The organism is Calidifontibacillus oryziterrae (assembly GCF_000331575.1).
Lineage (GTDB): Bacteria > Bacillota > Bacilli > Bacillales > Bacillaceae_J > Calidifontibacillus_A > Calidifontibacillus_A oryziterrae.
In genome coordinates, this window is the sequence record NZ_ANOK01000005.1 from 204,023 (window position 1) to 220,333 (window position 16,311).

Annotated in this window: 12 protein-coding genes and 1 CRISPR repeat array; of the genes, 3 read left to right on the forward strand and 9 right to left on the reverse strand. The window is 34.1% G+C overall.

What is annotated here, in order from left to right:
• Positions 1-221 precede the first annotated feature (221 nt).
• Positions 222-737: an acyl-CoA thioesterase gene (locus tag D612_RS0105470; protein ID WP_017754488.1), complete on the forward strand. Its 516-nt coding sequence runs from the start codon at positions 222-224 to the stop codon at positions 735-737.
• A gap of 165 nt (positions 738-902) precedes the next feature.
• Here D612_RS0105470 and D612_RS0105475 read toward each other — a convergent pair whose 3' ends face one another.
• The 4 genes from D612_RS0105475 to cas1 all read right to left on the reverse strand — a co-directional run bounded on the left by D612_RS0105475 (position 903) and on the right by cas1 (position 8,462).
• Positions 903-1,634, reverse strand: a complete 732-nt coding sequence (locus tag D612_RS0105475) for a hypothetical protein (protein WP_017754489.1) — start codon at positions 1,632-1,634, stop codon at positions 903-905.
• Positions 1,635-2,000: 366 nt separating this feature from the next.
• Positions 2,001-6,140: a CRISPR direct-repeat array (repeat unit 37 nt; unit sequence ATTTCAATCCTCTAATCGCGAGGCTCTGCTTTGATAC).
• A 358-nt stretch (positions 6,141-6,498) separates the two neighbouring features.
• Positions 6,499-7,152 carry a CRISPR-associated protein Cas4 gene (gene cas4 / locus D612_RS0105480; protein WP_017754490.1) on the reverse strand — a complete coding sequence of 218 codons (654 nt, stop codon included), beginning with the start codon at positions 7,150-7,152 and terminating at the stop codon, positions 6,499-6,501.
• Positions 7,153-7,173: 21 nt separating this feature from the next.
• Complete coding sequence (gene cas2 / locus D612_RS0105485) at positions 7,174-7,440, reverse strand: CRISPR-associated endonuclease Cas2 (protein ID WP_017754491.1); 267 nt, start codon at positions 7,438-7,440, stop codon at positions 7,174-7,176.
• Positions 7,441-7,442: 2 nt separating this feature from the next.
• Positions 7,443-8,462 (reverse strand): CRISPR-associated endonuclease Cas1, encoded by a 1,020-nt coding sequence (cas1, locus tag D612_RS0105490; RefSeq protein WP_017754492.1) that lies wholly within the window; start codon positions 8,460-8,462, stop codon positions 7,443-7,445.
• Positions 8,463-8,622: 160 nt separating this feature from the next.
• Here cas1 and D612_RS0105495 point away from each other — a divergent pair, with 160 nt between their 5' ends.
• Positions 8,623-8,895: a hypothetical protein gene (locus tag D612_RS0105495; RefSeq protein ID WP_017754493.1), complete on the forward strand. Its 273-nt coding sequence runs from the start codon at positions 8,623-8,625 to the stop codon at positions 8,893-8,895.
• Positions 8,885-9,202, forward strand: coding sequence for a type II toxin-antitoxin system RelE/ParE family toxin (locus tag D612_RS0105500; protein ID WP_017754494.1), 318 nt, complete (start codon positions 8,885-8,887; stop codon positions 9,200-9,202). Before D612_RS0105495 ends, D612_RS0105500 begins: the two co-directional genes overlap by 11 nt.
• A 68-nt stretch (positions 9,203-9,270) precedes the next feature.
• On the opposite strand, the gene cas6 is transcribed toward D612_RS0105500, so the two are convergent.
• From cas6 to cas3, 5 genes are read right to left on the reverse strand one after another with little or no spacing between them, the layout of a single operon-like run.
• On the reverse strand, positions 9,271-10,269 hold the full coding sequence (cas6, locus tag D612_RS0105505) for a CRISPR system precrRNA processing endoribonuclease RAMP protein Cas6 (RefSeq protein ID WP_017754495.1): 999 nt from the start codon (positions 10,267-10,269) through the stop codon (positions 9,271-9,273).
• 15 nt (positions 10,270-10,284) lie between these two features.
• Entirely contained in the window at positions 10,285-10,989 is a 705-nt protein-coding gene (locus D612_RS0105510; RefSeq protein ID WP_017754496.1) for a hypothetical protein, read from the reverse strand.
• Positions 10,990-11,000: 11 nt separating this feature from the next.
• Positions 11,001-11,936 carry a DevR family CRISPR-associated autoregulator gene (locus tag D612_RS0105515; protein ID WP_017754497.1) on the reverse strand — a complete coding sequence of 312 codons (936 nt, stop codon included), beginning with the start codon at positions 11,934-11,936 and terminating at the stop codon, positions 11,001-11,003.
• Positions 11,933-13,630, reverse strand: coding sequence for a hypothetical protein (locus D612_RS0105520; protein WP_017754498.1), 1,698 nt, complete (start codon positions 13,628-13,630; stop codon positions 11,933-11,935). Before D612_RS0105520 ends, D612_RS0105515 begins: the two co-directional genes overlap by 4 nt.
• 11 nt (positions 13,631-13,641) lie before the next feature.
• Positions 13,642-15,978, reverse strand: a complete 2,337-nt coding sequence (gene cas3, locus D612_RS0105525) for a CRISPR-associated helicase Cas3' (RefSeq protein ID WP_017754499.1) — start codon at positions 15,976-15,978, stop codon at positions 13,642-13,644.
• Positions 15,979-16,311 lie beyond the last annotated feature (333 nt).

Genomic DNA, 16,311 nt, shown 5'->3' on the forward strand with positions numbered 1-16,311 from the left:
TAAATATAGGTTTTTTTAAACCTACCATTCTGGAGCGTGCCCTACTTTATTTCTTATTAATATAAGTGCTGATACCTATTAATCAGACGATGACTACCAACTAGGAACCTATCCTAATTGATTTGTAATATTAAAATTTTAAAAATTACAAACAATTCACATGTTTTATTGATAATGAATGATACTATTAGAATAACTAGAATTCGAAAGGATTGATCGTTATGAATAGTACGAAACGGGTAAGTGAATCAAGGATTTTTAAATCTAGTCATGTTCTCCCACCGGATACAAATAATCATGGAACATTGTTTGGTGGCAAGCTAATGGCTTATATAGATGATGTAGCTGCTCTATCTGCCCGCAAGCATTCCCGCTTAAACTGTGTAACAGCATCTACGGATTCAATCGACTTTCTTAAGCCCATCAAGGTTGATAGTGAAGTTTGTCTGGAAGCTTTTGTTACGTGGACACATACTACCTCAATGGAGGTATTTGTTCGGGTAATAGCAGAAGATTTATTTACTGGTGAACGAATTGTATGTGCAACATCGTTTTTAACTTTTGTAGCTATTGGTGAGGATGGTAAGCCTACTGAGGTTCCAAAGGTAATTCCTGAAACAGAAGTAGAAAAATTCCTACACGAAACCGCATCTGCCCGTGCCGAAATTCGTAAAACTCGTAGAATTAACAGTAAACAGCTTGTCCAGAAGATTGGGTCAAAATTGTTGTGGGAATAAATGTCAATCGAAATTGCGGAAAAGCACCTTGACCTGTTAAGCAAATAAATCTAAAGTACAGAAACATACAAGAAGGTTGAACTATACACAGATCAACCTTTCTATCTTTATTTATTCTTTTATTTGCGCAGTTATTCTTTTATCTTCACGTGAAAATGATGTGTTTTATTCTTCTTCTCTTTTCGTTATCAATAGGGTAAAAGTATCACCTGACCTAGTTAGATGATATAATTTATCCCTTAGTTGGACATATGGATACTCTATTAATGATTTATCACCTAATAACCCCAATTCATTAAAAAATTTTGACCATGTTTCATCATCTATATCAGGTTCTAACGTCCGACAAACAATTGCCATAAAATATTCTATTTCAGTGTTTTTCTTGGTATTTGTTGTTAGAGTCGTAATAACATCAATCGAATATATATTATCATTTTCATTTAAAGCAACACCGAGCTCTAAATGATCCGCAGAATCGCTGTTATCTAAAATTGCACTGATATTTTTCACGCCGCTTCCATCAAGCGTAAAAGGAAAGTCGTAATTAGAAGCTACCATATTAAAATCTTCTATAAATTGATCAAACGGAATATTTAGACCTTTTTTTCCGAAAAAATCAGCATCCTCTTCCTCGTTTTTAGTTTCAGATTCTTGAGCAGTGAGATCAGCACTCGTTTTTTCTGAGGCAACAGGATTAACATTTTTTGTCAAATTAATGTTTTTATCACTTTGGACATAAAAAAAGGTTGCTACATTCAATATAAATAAACTCATACCAGTTATAAGAATGATAGTATGCTTTTTTATTTTTATATTTTTATTTGAAGTCATTTTCGAATAAAAAAATCTGAATAACACCTTCAAAAGCTTTTTAGACTTTAAAAAAATGTTCATTGTTAAATACCCCGCTTAAGCTTTAAACTTTTTAGGTAAAATTTAGATGAAGATAAAACTATATTTAAAACTAGTTCTATTTTAACTTGTATAAACCTTCCATTTACCTGAATTTAAATCTTTGATGCAACACCAAGGGAGCGACTTCTTAATTACAATAGTAACATTACAAACATAGATTATTGATCAACCCAAAAGTGACCATGTAAATCGAATAAAAATTAACCACCCTCATGTTAAATCGAATAGGAATCACTTAGATACGAAATCTTTACCCACGCATATGGATGATATAGACTTTGTATTAGTCCCTCCAATAAGGCAGCGATCATCTGGTTTCAAAGACCGAGTATGGTCAATGATAATATTTCAATCCTCTAATCACGAGGCTCTGCTTTGATACAAAAGAACGCTATAAATAAGCTGGCAACTATAAAGAAATTTCAATCCTCTAATCGCGAGGCTCTGCTTTGATACACAAATCAGCAATCTGACCTGCACCGATCCCATCATATTTCAATCCTCTAATCGCGAGGCTCTGCTTTGATACCAAAAAGGTAAAACTTTTAATTCTTTTGTAAAAGCATATTTCAATCCTCTAATCGCGAGGCTCTGCTTTGATACTTATTCAGAAGGTGGAGTGCAGCTATCTGTAAGTTTATTTCAATCCTCTAATCGCGAGGCTCTGCTTTGATACTCGAACACTATCTCGTTGTTCTTGGAGTGGATGCAAATTTCAATCCTCTAATCGCGAGGCTCTGCTTTGATACAATAATATTTTTCCAAAGCCCGGCTTTTCTGGAATATTTCAATCCTCTAATCGCGAGGCTCTGCTTTGATACATTGTATGACCCATTCGAGGACAAATACATGTTTATCAATTTCAATCCTCTAATCGCGAGGCTCTGCTTTGATACTTTGTTGATAACGTCGGACGGTAAATACTTATAATATTTCAATCCTCTAATCGCGAGGCTCTGCTTTGATACCAAGTAGATCGAGCGCTTAAATTTAATCCTGGAAACGATTTCAATCCTCTAATCGCGAGGCTCTGCTTTGATACTGCATCTCACAGATAATTATGGGTATCGTTTATTTAATTTCAATCCTCTAATCGCGAGGCTCTGCTTTGATACCTGAAATTGATTTGCTTTCAGTATTAATAGATAAACATTTCAATCCTCTAATCGCGAGGCTCTGCTTTGATACAAACTGTTCTTTTGTTAGTTTTGCTTGGATAAAATCTAATTTCAATCCTCTAATCGCGAGGCTCTGCTTTGATACTTAATAACCGCTAATATAGGCGCTTGGTCAATGAGATTTCAATCCTCTAATCGCGAGGCTCTGCTTTGATACAAAACGGAAGAAGAAAAAGAAAGTAGAACTATTTAAATTTCAATCCTCTAATCGCGAGGCTCTGCTTTGATACGTTCTTTAAAGGTAAGAAGATTTATCTATGTTCAAAATTTCAATCCTCTAATCGCGAGGCTCTGCTTTGATACTACACAACCAACTACACCTCCTGATGCAATTAATCTATTTCAATCCTCTAATCGCGAGGCTCTGCTTTGATACCAATTGCAATATTACAGTTCAATGAATCTTGCCTATCATTTCAATCCTCTAATCGCGAGGCTCTGCTTTGATACTTAAATTAATAGAAAAGGGGTGTGGTATCAATGAAGATTTCAATCCTCTAATCGCGAGGCTCTGCTTTGATACAGAATACTTTAAGGTATTTGATAAACTTTGGGATAGTATTTCAATCATTTCAATCCTCTAATCGCGAGGCTCTGCTTTGATACTTTAATTAATTCAGCCGATAAAATGAAACTTTTATCATTTCAATCCTCTAATCGCGAGGCTCTGCTTTGATACTTACTGAGGAGTTGGAGAAATTGAAAATTACATTAATTTCAATCCTCTAATCGCGAGGCTCTGCTTTGATACACATTGCAGCATGGTTAGTTGATAAAAATAACTATTATTTCAATCCTCTAATCGCGAGGCTCTGCTTTGATACGACATGAAATAGGTTTCATTCACTTTGACAAATAATATTTCAATCCTCTAATCGCGAGGCTCTGCTTTGATACTTGTGGCTGATGCAATCACAGTAGGTACTTTAAATGATTTCAATCCTCTAATCGCGAGGCTCTGCTTTGATACTAACAGCCGGGTAGCTCCCGGCTATCCTTTTAAGAATTTCAATCCTCTAATCGCGAGGCTCTGCTTTGATACTCTTCGGAAAGCAACGTAACCTTAGAGCCACATAAGATTTCAATCCTCTAATCGCGAGGCTCTGCTTTGATACAGACCTCTAAGAAGTGGAGCAAGATGTCCACTTATGGATTTCAATCCTCTAATCGCGAGGCTCTGCTTTGATACTGACAAAATTTTAACATTTGACGGGTTTTCTAGAAGATTTCAATCCTCTAATCGCGAGGCTCTGCTTTGATACTTTATGTTCACAACACACCGAACTTCAGTATTTATAAATTTCAATCCTCTAATCGCGAGGCTCTGCTTTGATACAATATTCCAAACATAACTAAAAAGTCTGTTAATGGATTTCAATCCTCTAATCGCGAGGCTCTGCTTTGATACTTCGTGCTGTGTTAGGAGAGTACGCAGAAGGTAAATAATTTCAATCCTCTAATCGCGAGGCTCTGCTTTGATACTTCATTAGCCGCATCAGCTGCTTCAATTCTTGCAATATTTCAATCCTCTAATCGCGAGGCTCTGCTTTGATACTAGATTCCACGAATTTGGCTCAAGCTACAATACATTATTTCAATCCTCTAATCGCGAGGCTCTGCTTTGATACCTCCAAAGTTGAAAACTTGGCTATCGGGAATAATTATTTCAATCCTCTAATCGCGAGGCTCTGCTTTGATACGATATAGAAAGTTATCGCCGGCGATGGACATTCTCTATTTCAATCCTCTAATCGCGAGGCTCTGCTTTGATACAATATTCTGTTAAAAAATGTCTATGTCCCCGAACACATTTCAATCCTCTAATCGCGAGGCTCTGCTTTGATACTATAAAAAACGCTCCCATAATATCAACTCCTATTCATTTCAATCCTCTAATCGCGAGGCTCTGCTTTGATACAATTCGTTCGGTCGAACCGATGGAATAACGGTCTATTTATTTCAATCCTCTAATCGCGAGGCTCTGCTTTGATACCTCGGACTGTTTACATTTTTGACGGTACCAATTGGGATTTCAATCCTCTAATCGCGAGGCTCTGCTTTGATACAGTATTTCAGGACAAACAAATACACGATACTTCTCAATTTCAATCCTCTAATCGCGAGGCTCTGCTTTGATACGGATTTAGAACATAAATCAAAACAGTTCAGCAGGTGATTTCAATCCTCTAATCGCGAGGCTCTGCTTTGATACGCTCAAGATATTCCCTTAATGGTTTCTCTTGTAATCGTATTTCAATCCTCTAATCGCGAGGCTCTGCTTTGATACATGTGTCAATTGTAAATGGGCAAGTTGCAGAAATTAATTTCAATCCTCTAATCGCGAGGCTCTGCTTTGATACCAATGGATATATGCTTTCGTAATCGGAATGACTGAAATTTCAATCCTCTAATCGCGAGGCTCTGCTTTGATACAGTTCGATTAACGAATAATTGTTTGCATATTGTTACATTTCAATCCTCTAATCGCGAGGCTCTGCTTTGATACTGAAATACGTGTGCTTAGTTGTGATATTGCATTATTATTTCAATCCTCTAATCGCGAGGCTCTGCTTTGATACTAGGCACATATGACGACGCAGGACATGCTCTTACATATTTCAATCCTCTAATCGCGAGGCTCTGCTTTGATACTAGAAACACAACAAGCATACTTAAATATGTTAAACATTTCAATCCTCTAATCGCGAGGCTCTGCTTTGATACGGTAAAAGTAATGTATGAGGACATCTTAGTAGGAGATTTCAATCCTCTAATCGCGAGGCTCTGCTTTGATACTTTTTCTGCCAATGGTATAATTGCTCGTTCTACTGCATTTCAATCCTCTAATCGCGAGGCTCTGCTTTGATACTTGCGAGGACGCATGTGCAAATAAAATTCATTTAGGATTTCAATCCTCTAATCGCGAGGCTCTGCTTTGATACGATCAAAATTAGGATTTGGAATATACATAGGTGTTATATTTCAATCCTCTAATCGCGAGGCTCTGCTTTGATACAGGTGTGATTATTATTTGTAAAGTAGTGATAAATATATTTCAATCCTCTAATCGCGAGGCTCTGCTTTGATACGTATAGAAGTTGAATGAACCTATCTCTTCTTTATAAATTTCAATCCTCTAATCGCGAGGCTCTGCTTTGATACATAAAATCACTTATTTAAAAAATGGTGAGATAGTAAATTTCAATCCTCTAATCGCGAGGCTCTGCTTTGATACAAAAAACTGAAATCTAACTCAAAATTTGGTGTATAATTTCAATCCTCTAATCGCGAGGCTCTGCTTTGATACCGCATTTGCTAACTACGGTCAAAAGCATATGTATCAAAGGTTTCAAAAATCTTACTATCTATCTATTTCCATTTTATTACGAATTTCCCTGTTCTGCAATAAATGGTCAACCTCCTTCGAAATCCATTTTATTAATGACTTTTCTGGCAAAATCCTTATTAATAAATTACCCAAATAAGCGAGGTTTTACTAACAAAAAACACATCCAATTTAAATTGAATGCGTCTTTTCCAAAGTATCTATATATGCAGTTACATTCTTCGCTAATTCGCTACAAATCCTTGCGTTATTATTTATCAATAAACAAAATAGATTTTCCATCATTTACATAGCATTGATCGCAAATACATTACAATAATTATATTCTTTCCTTTGTATTAAATAATTGTTTTACTAGTTCTAAGTTTTTCTCTTTTTGTTCTTGTTGTGATGATATATCATGATCATTACAATAACGAATAAATTCGCAATCCCAGCATCTTTTCCTAGCTCTAGGTTCTGGATAATGCTCCTCATTGATTATTTTATTAATCATTGAAATCATTTTACGAACATATTTTTTTTGTTCATTTGTAATTATTATTTTATAAGCCTTTTTCTCTGGTATTATGTAAATAAATCCTTCTGAAACTGTGCTTCCCGTCATTTCTTCCAGGCACATAGCATATGCAACTAATTGATATTTTATATTATTAAATATCCCCCTGTCAGTATCTTTGCACTCTACAGGAAAATAACGTTGGCCTAATTCATTTTTTGTATCAATTAAAATATCCAGTTTCCCTGATAATCCTAATTCCTGAGAACGAATAGGGTATCCAAAAATTCGTTCTCCTTCAATTAATTTATATTGTATTAATCCTCTTCTTTTTTCCTTCTTATTCATCTCTGTATGTTGCTCTCGACCATACACCATTTTAAATGTTGGTTTTTTTGGTACTGGTTGGACATATGTATAGTAAATAACTCGTGGACAATATACAAATTGCTTTAAATCAGTAATTGTAAGCAATAATAATCACATCCTTATTTTTTAAACTGCATCTTCTGAATAATGAATATCAATATAAATAACTTTATCTAAACTATCTTGACTTAATGGAAAAATAATAACACTGCTTCTTGAACTCTCTTTTAATAGAGCTTTTAGTCTTCTTTGCAATTCCCCTCGTAAATTACTATTCAATTGACCAAAAAAAGCACTATATTGTACACGTACTAACCCATAATCTTTACACATTTCCGAAGCTTTCGTACGAAGCCGATCCTCTGAAATATCATATATTAATAAAATATTCAATGCTACCACCTTGACGTGTGACCTTTAAATTCTCCCTCTCTTTTAAAAAACGAAGAAAGCATGCGAGCTTGCATTTGAATGATTGTTTTTACCATATAATCTTTCCCTTGAAATTCTTCGCGACTATTTAAACGCTTATTAATGTAATCTCTTATTGTGCTTAAAGTAGGTTTATTCATAAATAATTGACCATCCTCTTTCTCTTCCAACTTAGGCTGAAACCCTCTTGTTAAAATTGAAATAATGGCTCGGTCAACAACAGCTGGCCTGAATATTTCCATGAAGTCTAATACTAATGAAGGTCTTCCAGATCGATCTACATGTAGAAATCCGCCATAAGGCTCTAATCCAGACCGAATAATAGACGAGGTTACGCGTGAACGAAGTATGGCGTATCCGTAATCTAGCATCATATTAACAATATCTTTTGATCTAGGTTTTCTCGAAGGAAAGTCTATTTTATCTTCTAAAATGAATCTGACGCATTTCCAATAGCGTTTAGCGGCCTGTCCTTCATATGCATCAATAGAAAGCCGAATATCATCTATACATAAAGCATGTAGTTGCTCGATAGCTTTAATACTTTTCTTCATTCCTTGAATTTCTTCCTTTAATATATTAGCCACATCTAGTTCTTTACGGCTTTTTAAAAAGTATTTAATAACATTAATTTGATTTTGGATTTTAGTTGTAATACACTCCTTAATAAATAAAACACCCCGCTCATCATGATAACTAAGAAGCTGTTCTCGTCGCGCTTTAATTGAACCATGCAAAGCTGGTGTATAAGCAGTGATAAACGGCTCTTCCTTATAATTAACAAAATGAATTTGAGTTCCGTTTGTTATTAGCTCTTCTAATAATGCAATTGATACAACACCACATTTACTTGTAATAATAAGATCTTCCAACTCTTTTATTGCAATTTCTTCGATGACCTTTCCATCTTTCTTTATTATCAGCCTTTCACTTTTCTTTGATAAATTTACACCATAGTCATCAACAATAAGTTCTTTTAGCATTTCTATTCCTCCATTTCAGGTCTACTAGTCTAGTTATTTCCAAAAAATATTAAAAAATGCACTTAAAAAGTGCAGATTTAAAATAAACAGATATTTTTTCCCATTTCATCAAATTTATTTTCCAAAATATAATGTTATAATTTATTCAGGAGGGATAACCATGAGAAAATTAGAAGGACAGGAAGCCCAAATGATGAAAAAGATAATTGATGAGGGTGGAAATTTAATTTTTGAATTAGATGGGAGTCATTATCAAATAAGCCCAGTAATTAGTACAGTATCCTCAAAAAAACAAAGAGATGAAATGACAAAGGTGATTTTTCAAAATAAAGAAGTTTTAAAGCAATTACGGGATTCCGAAACAGAAAATATTTATATCGAAAATGAAGAAGATTTTATGAAAATAATTAAAGAGGTACAACATGGAAGGTAAGAATTATCGTGTTGTTTGGAGTAAAAAGGCTATACAAGCACTAGGTCGGTTATTTAATATTAATCACCGAATAGTTTTTAATCGGTCAAAAATTTTGCTATCACATTCACTAGAAACACAAGCAGAAGGTATAGCTGACTTCCCAGAATTCAAATTTAACGGTTACTACTGGACACTTATTAACAATGTTATCATTGTCTATAAAGTTGTTGATGAAGAGAACAGCGTATTTATTCAAGCTTGTTATTTTGCAAATACCGAACAATCCCACTATATTTTTTATAAAATTGAACCAGAAAAAGAATAACAAGTACCACTAAAGTGAATAAAAACCTTTAATAATACTTGTTAAAGAATATTGCTACCATTTATTTGTTATTTGTTTTTCCAAATAAATTTCACTTTACCTAAGCCAAACACCGGATTTTTACCTATATTGCTCCATTCAGCTAATTGTAACCAAGGTAAATAGGGTTCAAAATCACCTTGATACGCTGCATTTCCTACGATACCGCCCATTTTTAAACGTTGCTTTTGACGATTTGAATACCTTTCCCAGCTCGTCCATTCCACATTTGACTTTTTACAAGTGATTTCCTTTTCAGCTTGTTGGAATAATCTACCAAAATCAAAATTTAACTTTGGTTCATCATGGTGAAAATATAATAGAGAGGTAATGCGACGAACAGCCGATCTTAATACAATATGGAATGCAGGATTAGATACAAATTCACCATCATATTTAAGTCTTGCTGGCGAGGCAAAATGAATACGACATTCACCAGAAAGCTCACAATTCTGCGTTAGAATCTCCTCACCAGTTACTATGATAAAATCATTAATAACTTTACGCTGTGCATTTGAAAATATTGGCTTAGCTAAATCTCCATATGCATCAACAGACCAAACTTGTCTTAACTCCGCCTGTTTCTGACCACGCCCGAAGCCTTGGCGACCCATTGCATCTAACACGTATATAAAATACGGTAAATATTCTATTCCTTTTCCGAATAGCGAAAAACCAAATGTAAATCGTTCCCCTGGTGCAAAGTACGTTTTTGAATCATTAGGTGGTTCGAGCAAAAAAGGCCTCGGAATACTTTCATTATTAATTAAAATTTCCGAACCTTCAGGTGATGAAGTCTCAAAAACATACGCATAAACACAATGATCAAAATGCTTGGGTGAAACCCCGTTTCCATTGTTCGGACATGTGCAAGCTACTTCTTTAAAAGCATGCCCAAAACTCCCACGGAAGGTAGAACCTTTGAAAGGCGGTAGTTCTAAGCCGTTTGGACCCGCTTCATAAATGGCTGTGAATTTGGCAATTTTAATTTTCGATAAGTATTGATAGAGTTCTTCATTATTTTTCATTAATAAGATTTTCCCCTAATCGATTCTTTCATAATGCGAATATCCTCTACTTGATTTTATTAATTTATAAGGTACTCCTACCTGTTTTAAAACTCTATCTTTTCCTAATGAAGCAGACTTTGCATCATAATTATTTATAGATTCAAATTTTGACTTTTCTCCCATATCATCTAGGTATTGAATCATTAAAGCATTTGGCATTTCTATTTCTTTGTCCTCAAGAAAAAATGTAAAATCATGATTTAATGACATCTCTTCCCTTACACCTTTAAATTGAACAAAACATCCTCGTTTACCTAACTGATTAATGTGAATAAGTAAATGTTTTAACTTCTGAACACAGCTATCTTGTAATTTACTTATTTCAATTGCAACATGTAATGAATCACTATATATTACATATTCACGTAAAGCTACTGAGGACGTAAACACTTGACTTGGATTTTCCTTTAATATTTCTTTTCTTGATTCCTTCAAAATTTTCACAAACGAATTTTGAACAGTTGCTTTTTTCGGTGGCTTAAAGCGAATATCAAGCCCTTTAATCCAATTAAACTCTTTTTCTCCATCAAGTCCAATATGATATGCTGCATTTATTAAAGCCATTTTAAAAGAATACATTGTCGGTAGTAGATTCGTTTTTCCGCCAGAACTAGTCGCAAGGGAACTTTTTAAGGAAAACGGAGTTGTGAAATCGTACACGGCAATTAGCCAACTCATATAATCACCCACTATTCTAATTCTTGGATGAGATCTGTCATATTTTGAGTGAATTCAACTTGACTATCAAATTTTTTAGCATTGATCTTTCCGTCATAGAGTCGATTGAATTGCTCGACAATCCCTTCAATTTCTTCTCGATAATTACTATTTAACGCACTAATAGAAGGAGCAGGTACAGTTGATTTTGAGTAGCTAACAATACCTTCAAACCCTAAGATATGTGGATTTTGAGTATTTCGATGTGCTCCTAACGGTTTAATAAATGTAAACATTACACTTTCTAATAGAGCTTTTGCCCTTTTTAGCCTTTCTTCTTCTGACAAAGTATATTCTCTTGAAATATCATTAAACGCGATCCTGCTTAACTCTAGATTTACAACTACCGCATATTTGCCAGAACTAGCCGGTCGATAGAAAATATTTTGTCCAAGATTGGCACCTGACTCATCTCCAGAACCGGCTCCACGATTGTTATCAAATTTCACATGGAAGTATGATTCCGTTCGAGTGTAATCTGGTAAACCAACTAGCCATCCAAATTCAACAGTAGATTTTCTCGATGCAGACCGATTATCCCTAGTGATTAAAATCCCCTCTAAGTCGTCCACTGTACAATACGGCAATAATTGATCGATAATTTTAACACTATTCTTCTCACCATCTAACGACTCAAAAAATGAGCCATCTCGATTTATTCGATTAGCATCAAACTTTCTACATCCATCACATAATGGTAACTCTTTTTCTATTGATAAACTTGTCAAATGATCGGCTTGAATATGCTTTAACATATCACCACTAATTGCATTTACAACTTGAAGTTCACCTTGTCCATCAACGATATGGACCATCCTTGTTTGTAACTGATTACCTTCACCACCCTCATTATTTAAAGAGTGCATATCCAGAGTTAATAGACCAGAAATCGTTACATTGTTTATCATTCCTCATTTCCCCCTTCATCCTTTTTGGTTTTTCCATCATAACAAGAAGCAGCGGCAACTAACATCAGCGCAATTGTTTCATGTTTCTTTGGATATTGATCAAATAAATTTGCAAACTCTTTCAATGATTCTAATGAAACTAAAAGTCTTCCTTTATAATCTTTTCCCTTCTGCTCCATTTTTCTAGCAGTTTCCCGATTGTATTCGGAAATAAAATCATTAACCACACTTATAACTTGATCTTCAAACTTTGCTTTTCTTTTTATTTCCTGAAATAGTCCGTAATGAATTTCAAACTGTTGTTTCCCTTGCGACTTTCTGTATTGCTCATTTACTGTTGCTTCTCGAATTGCCTTTGCGATTTCATCAAACCCTCTGTTATTTATTATTTCTTTAAACATTGTACTCACTCGTTGACACACTCCTTTCAAGATTTCATGCCTATGTTGAACTAGATATTTCTTTCGCTCTTTTTGTTGTAAATAAAGACCCGCATATGATGTAAGATATTCAAAAAACTTTTTCCAATCTGAACTAGATAAAAAATCTCGATACATCATTAATAGCTGCATTTCTTCACTTTTTGATTCATCCAACCTTCCCAAAACTTTTTTATGATCATCAATCACATCTATCCAGAGGTCTGCGTCTTTCTCGTTATTTATTGGAAACCAATCTGGAAAGCTAATAAATGAATTATTAATTAATACTCTACCGGAACCTAAGCTTTTAAAATAAGCACCAGATAGCCCAGAAATAATATTACTTGGATTAACTTCCAACATCGACAAAAACGGATCATCGTCAGTAGTAACTTTTATAAAATCCTCAGAATGTTCTACCAAAAATTCAACTACATTTAGGATAACTAATATGTCGTTCTTACTTGACGAATACTCTCGCTGTTTTAAAAATTTTTCATGCAAATTCATTAAACCTTGAACGGTAACTTTACTTGGAATAAGTGCTGAAAACTTCAAGTCATCTTTCATTGGATAGGCATTCAACACGAGATTTGATCCTATAAAGCGCAGCCATTCTTCAAACCAGTCAACAAGTTTTGAAGGAATTGAGCCAACAGAAATGGAATTTGCTTTAGCCTTATTAACACCTTTTCCAATAATAGGATTATAGGCTTGTACAGCTGATACAGAAGGTCTAAATACTTCCTTTTCAATTGGCTGCTGTTCTAACGATGAATACATTTTTAATCTTTCAACAATTGTTACTTTAAGATCTTGAGTTGGTACTGTTTGAATATCCTTATACAATTTATTACTTGTACCAAGTGCTTGTAATACTCTTAGGCTTTGCATTAGCAAATAAATAGGATCGGCTGGTAAAGGTAAATTCTCCGAATCCCCGCTTAAATCAACTTTAGATTTTTTCGACTCTTTTTGTGCCTTATATAATTCTTGCTCCCTAAAATACCGAAAGGCTTGAACCGGAACCCCTTCCTCATCCTCTGCAAATTGAACATAGCAGTAACCAGGTTTACGCTTTAATTCCTCTACATCCATTTGTTCAAAGTCTAATTGACTAGGAAAAACACATTTAAAAAATCCCGAATACTCTTCAATCTGAATATCATTTCTATTAAATAGAATAGACAAAAGCCTAGCTAAACCAACTGCTACTAATGCATCACCATAACTTCCATATTTTTTTTGAATATAAAATAGAGCGTTACTCATTTACTCACCTCCTAAATTTTTTCTTGTTGAGATAATTGATCCGCTAATCTAAGCCTTCTACTAAAATACCAATACAAGGGCCATCCGAATTCATATTCAGAAGGATTTACTCCATATTTACTATATTGAGTTGCTTTTGCTAAGCCAAATTTCTCATTCAATGAAACCACATTCAACGAAAAACCTTCCAAGGTCTTTAAAATTATCTTTGAAGCATCACTAACCATACTATATTCTTTCACTTGATTAACATAAGCACCGTGATGTCTTTTTATAGCAGTAAACATAGCTAAAAATAGCTCCGATTCTAATTTTTTACTTACATTCAAATCCCCTACCACTTTCATTAATATTGGAAGGACTGCACAAGCACCTTCTGCCGCATGGGGAACCCTCTTAAATTTTGCTTCTTTTTCTTTTTGAACATGATAATGATTGTTTGCATCAAAATCTGTATGTGCTAAATACTCATTCGTTATATCACCAATAATTTCCTGCTGCCAATTTTGATATGCCAGAACATTATCAATTAACAACTTGCCAGCATCATGTAGGGCACCAACAAATTCTGCTAGTTCATTTAATGATATTGAATAGTTGTTTAAAGCCTTTTGAACTTGATTAGAAAAAACAGTATATTCCTCATCCCTACTCCGGATTTTTACTCTTACATCCATTGCATGCTCAAGATACGTTTCGTTTTTATATGAAAATCTTTTTCTTTTATCTATTTCATCTACAGTTTCCTTTGATGTAAATTCTCCTGCTTGATCCAATTTAAATCCAATGTTCTTACAGTAACTTGCAATCTGTGGAGATAATGAAATGAATGAATAATTATGAATGCTTTTTATATCCTTTAATGGTTTCCATTTTACTTCTTTTGAGTATTTATTTTGGATGTCCTCAGGAAACTCAGGATTAAAAACTAATCCATCTAAATTTTCAATTTTCCTTAGAGCATTTATTATAGTTCGATATGGAATAGAAAAATACTCTGGTTTTTTATATAGATCAAGCTCCCATGGTTTCGGATGAATAATGACTTGAATATTATCTACGTCTCTAATAAGTTCTTTAATATGGGAACGATGACCCTCAATTTGCGTTTTCGCAACTATTTTCCTAACCTCAGAAAATGATATTTTATTTAATAATTCTTCTTCATTATTTGAATGAACCATTTCAACCATTTGCGATTCTTCAATTGCTGTCATAATTATGGGGGCATTTTCCATTAAATAATCTTTAGTTCGATTTACTAAATTACTATCATAGGGCAAAGAACTTCCTTCTAATTCGTGTACAAACACTTTTCCAATGGATTCGCCATATCTTTCACATCTACCCATCCTTTGAATGAGAGAATTTGCAGGACACAACTCAGTAATTAAAACTGTTGCAGATATGTCTAAGCCTACCTCTACAACTTGATTTGCTATTACAATCATTTCCTTATTGGAATTTCGTTTCAATGTTTCTAGTATTTCAGACTCCAATTTATTTCGATGATTCTTAAGAAATCTTGCATGTAAGCATACAATTTTATTATTTTCTCCAATCGATCTAAGATGTTCGTTAAGCTCTTTATATAGTTTTTGAGCTTTTTTAACTGTATTCACTACCACTAATGTTCGATCTTGATGTTTTTTGGTAATCTCTTCTACACTTATGGGTGCCTCATTCCAAAACACTTCTCTGAGTCTTACGGCATTTAAATCCATTTGTAAATCTACAATCTCTTGACCGGATATCATTTGGTACCGCCCATTAATTTTATTTGCTAGGGCTTCAAGGAGTTTTTCCGTAGCTGTTGCTGTCATCATACAAGTTCGCACAAAAGGTGATAAATAATTTATCATGTCGATGTATGTTGCCAGTGATTTATCTACTTCAAGCAAATGAAATTCATCTAAAACAATATACGAACCTAAAATTGCACCAGGAGCGATATTACTACCATTTCTCGATGTTCCATATGAAACCCCCAAATAAGCTGCAAGCAGTTGATCAATTGTCGTTACTATGACGTCCCCTTCAAAATAGGGATCCTCATTTTGTCCGCCCATTTGAATAGTAACTTTTAAACTTCTTTCTGCTAAAATTGGTTTTATTACATCTGCAACAGAAGTTACTAGGGTTCTTTGTGGTAATACGTAAAACATTCGATCAGCAAAGGCAATATTATTTTCTTTAGCATAAATAAATGGAAAAATACTCATCCAAGTCTTACCTGAACCTGTTGAGGCTGTTATAATATATTTTTCATTGTCTAATATTTCCTGAATTGCTTGTAGTTGAAATGGATAAGGGTTATGACCTGTTAGTTGTTTAAATGAATTTTCCATAAGAAACCTCCCCTACTTCAATCCCCTAAATCGGGGCATAAATTTAACTATTAATAAACAGATATCATAGTTTCAATCCTCTAATAACGAGGCTATTTTTTTTTAACTGTCGAATTGCCAGATAAAACATTAAATAAATGGGAGTTTCAATCCTCTTAACAAGACGTTGCAATAAATTGGAATGACAACAATTTCTTTGAATAAATGACTATATTTCAATCCTCTAATAAAAACATGTATTCTCAATAGCTACAAAACAATTTACAATTCTCCAAAATGTATAACTTCGAACTTGTGAACATTCTTTAACCATAATGTTTAATTAATATAACT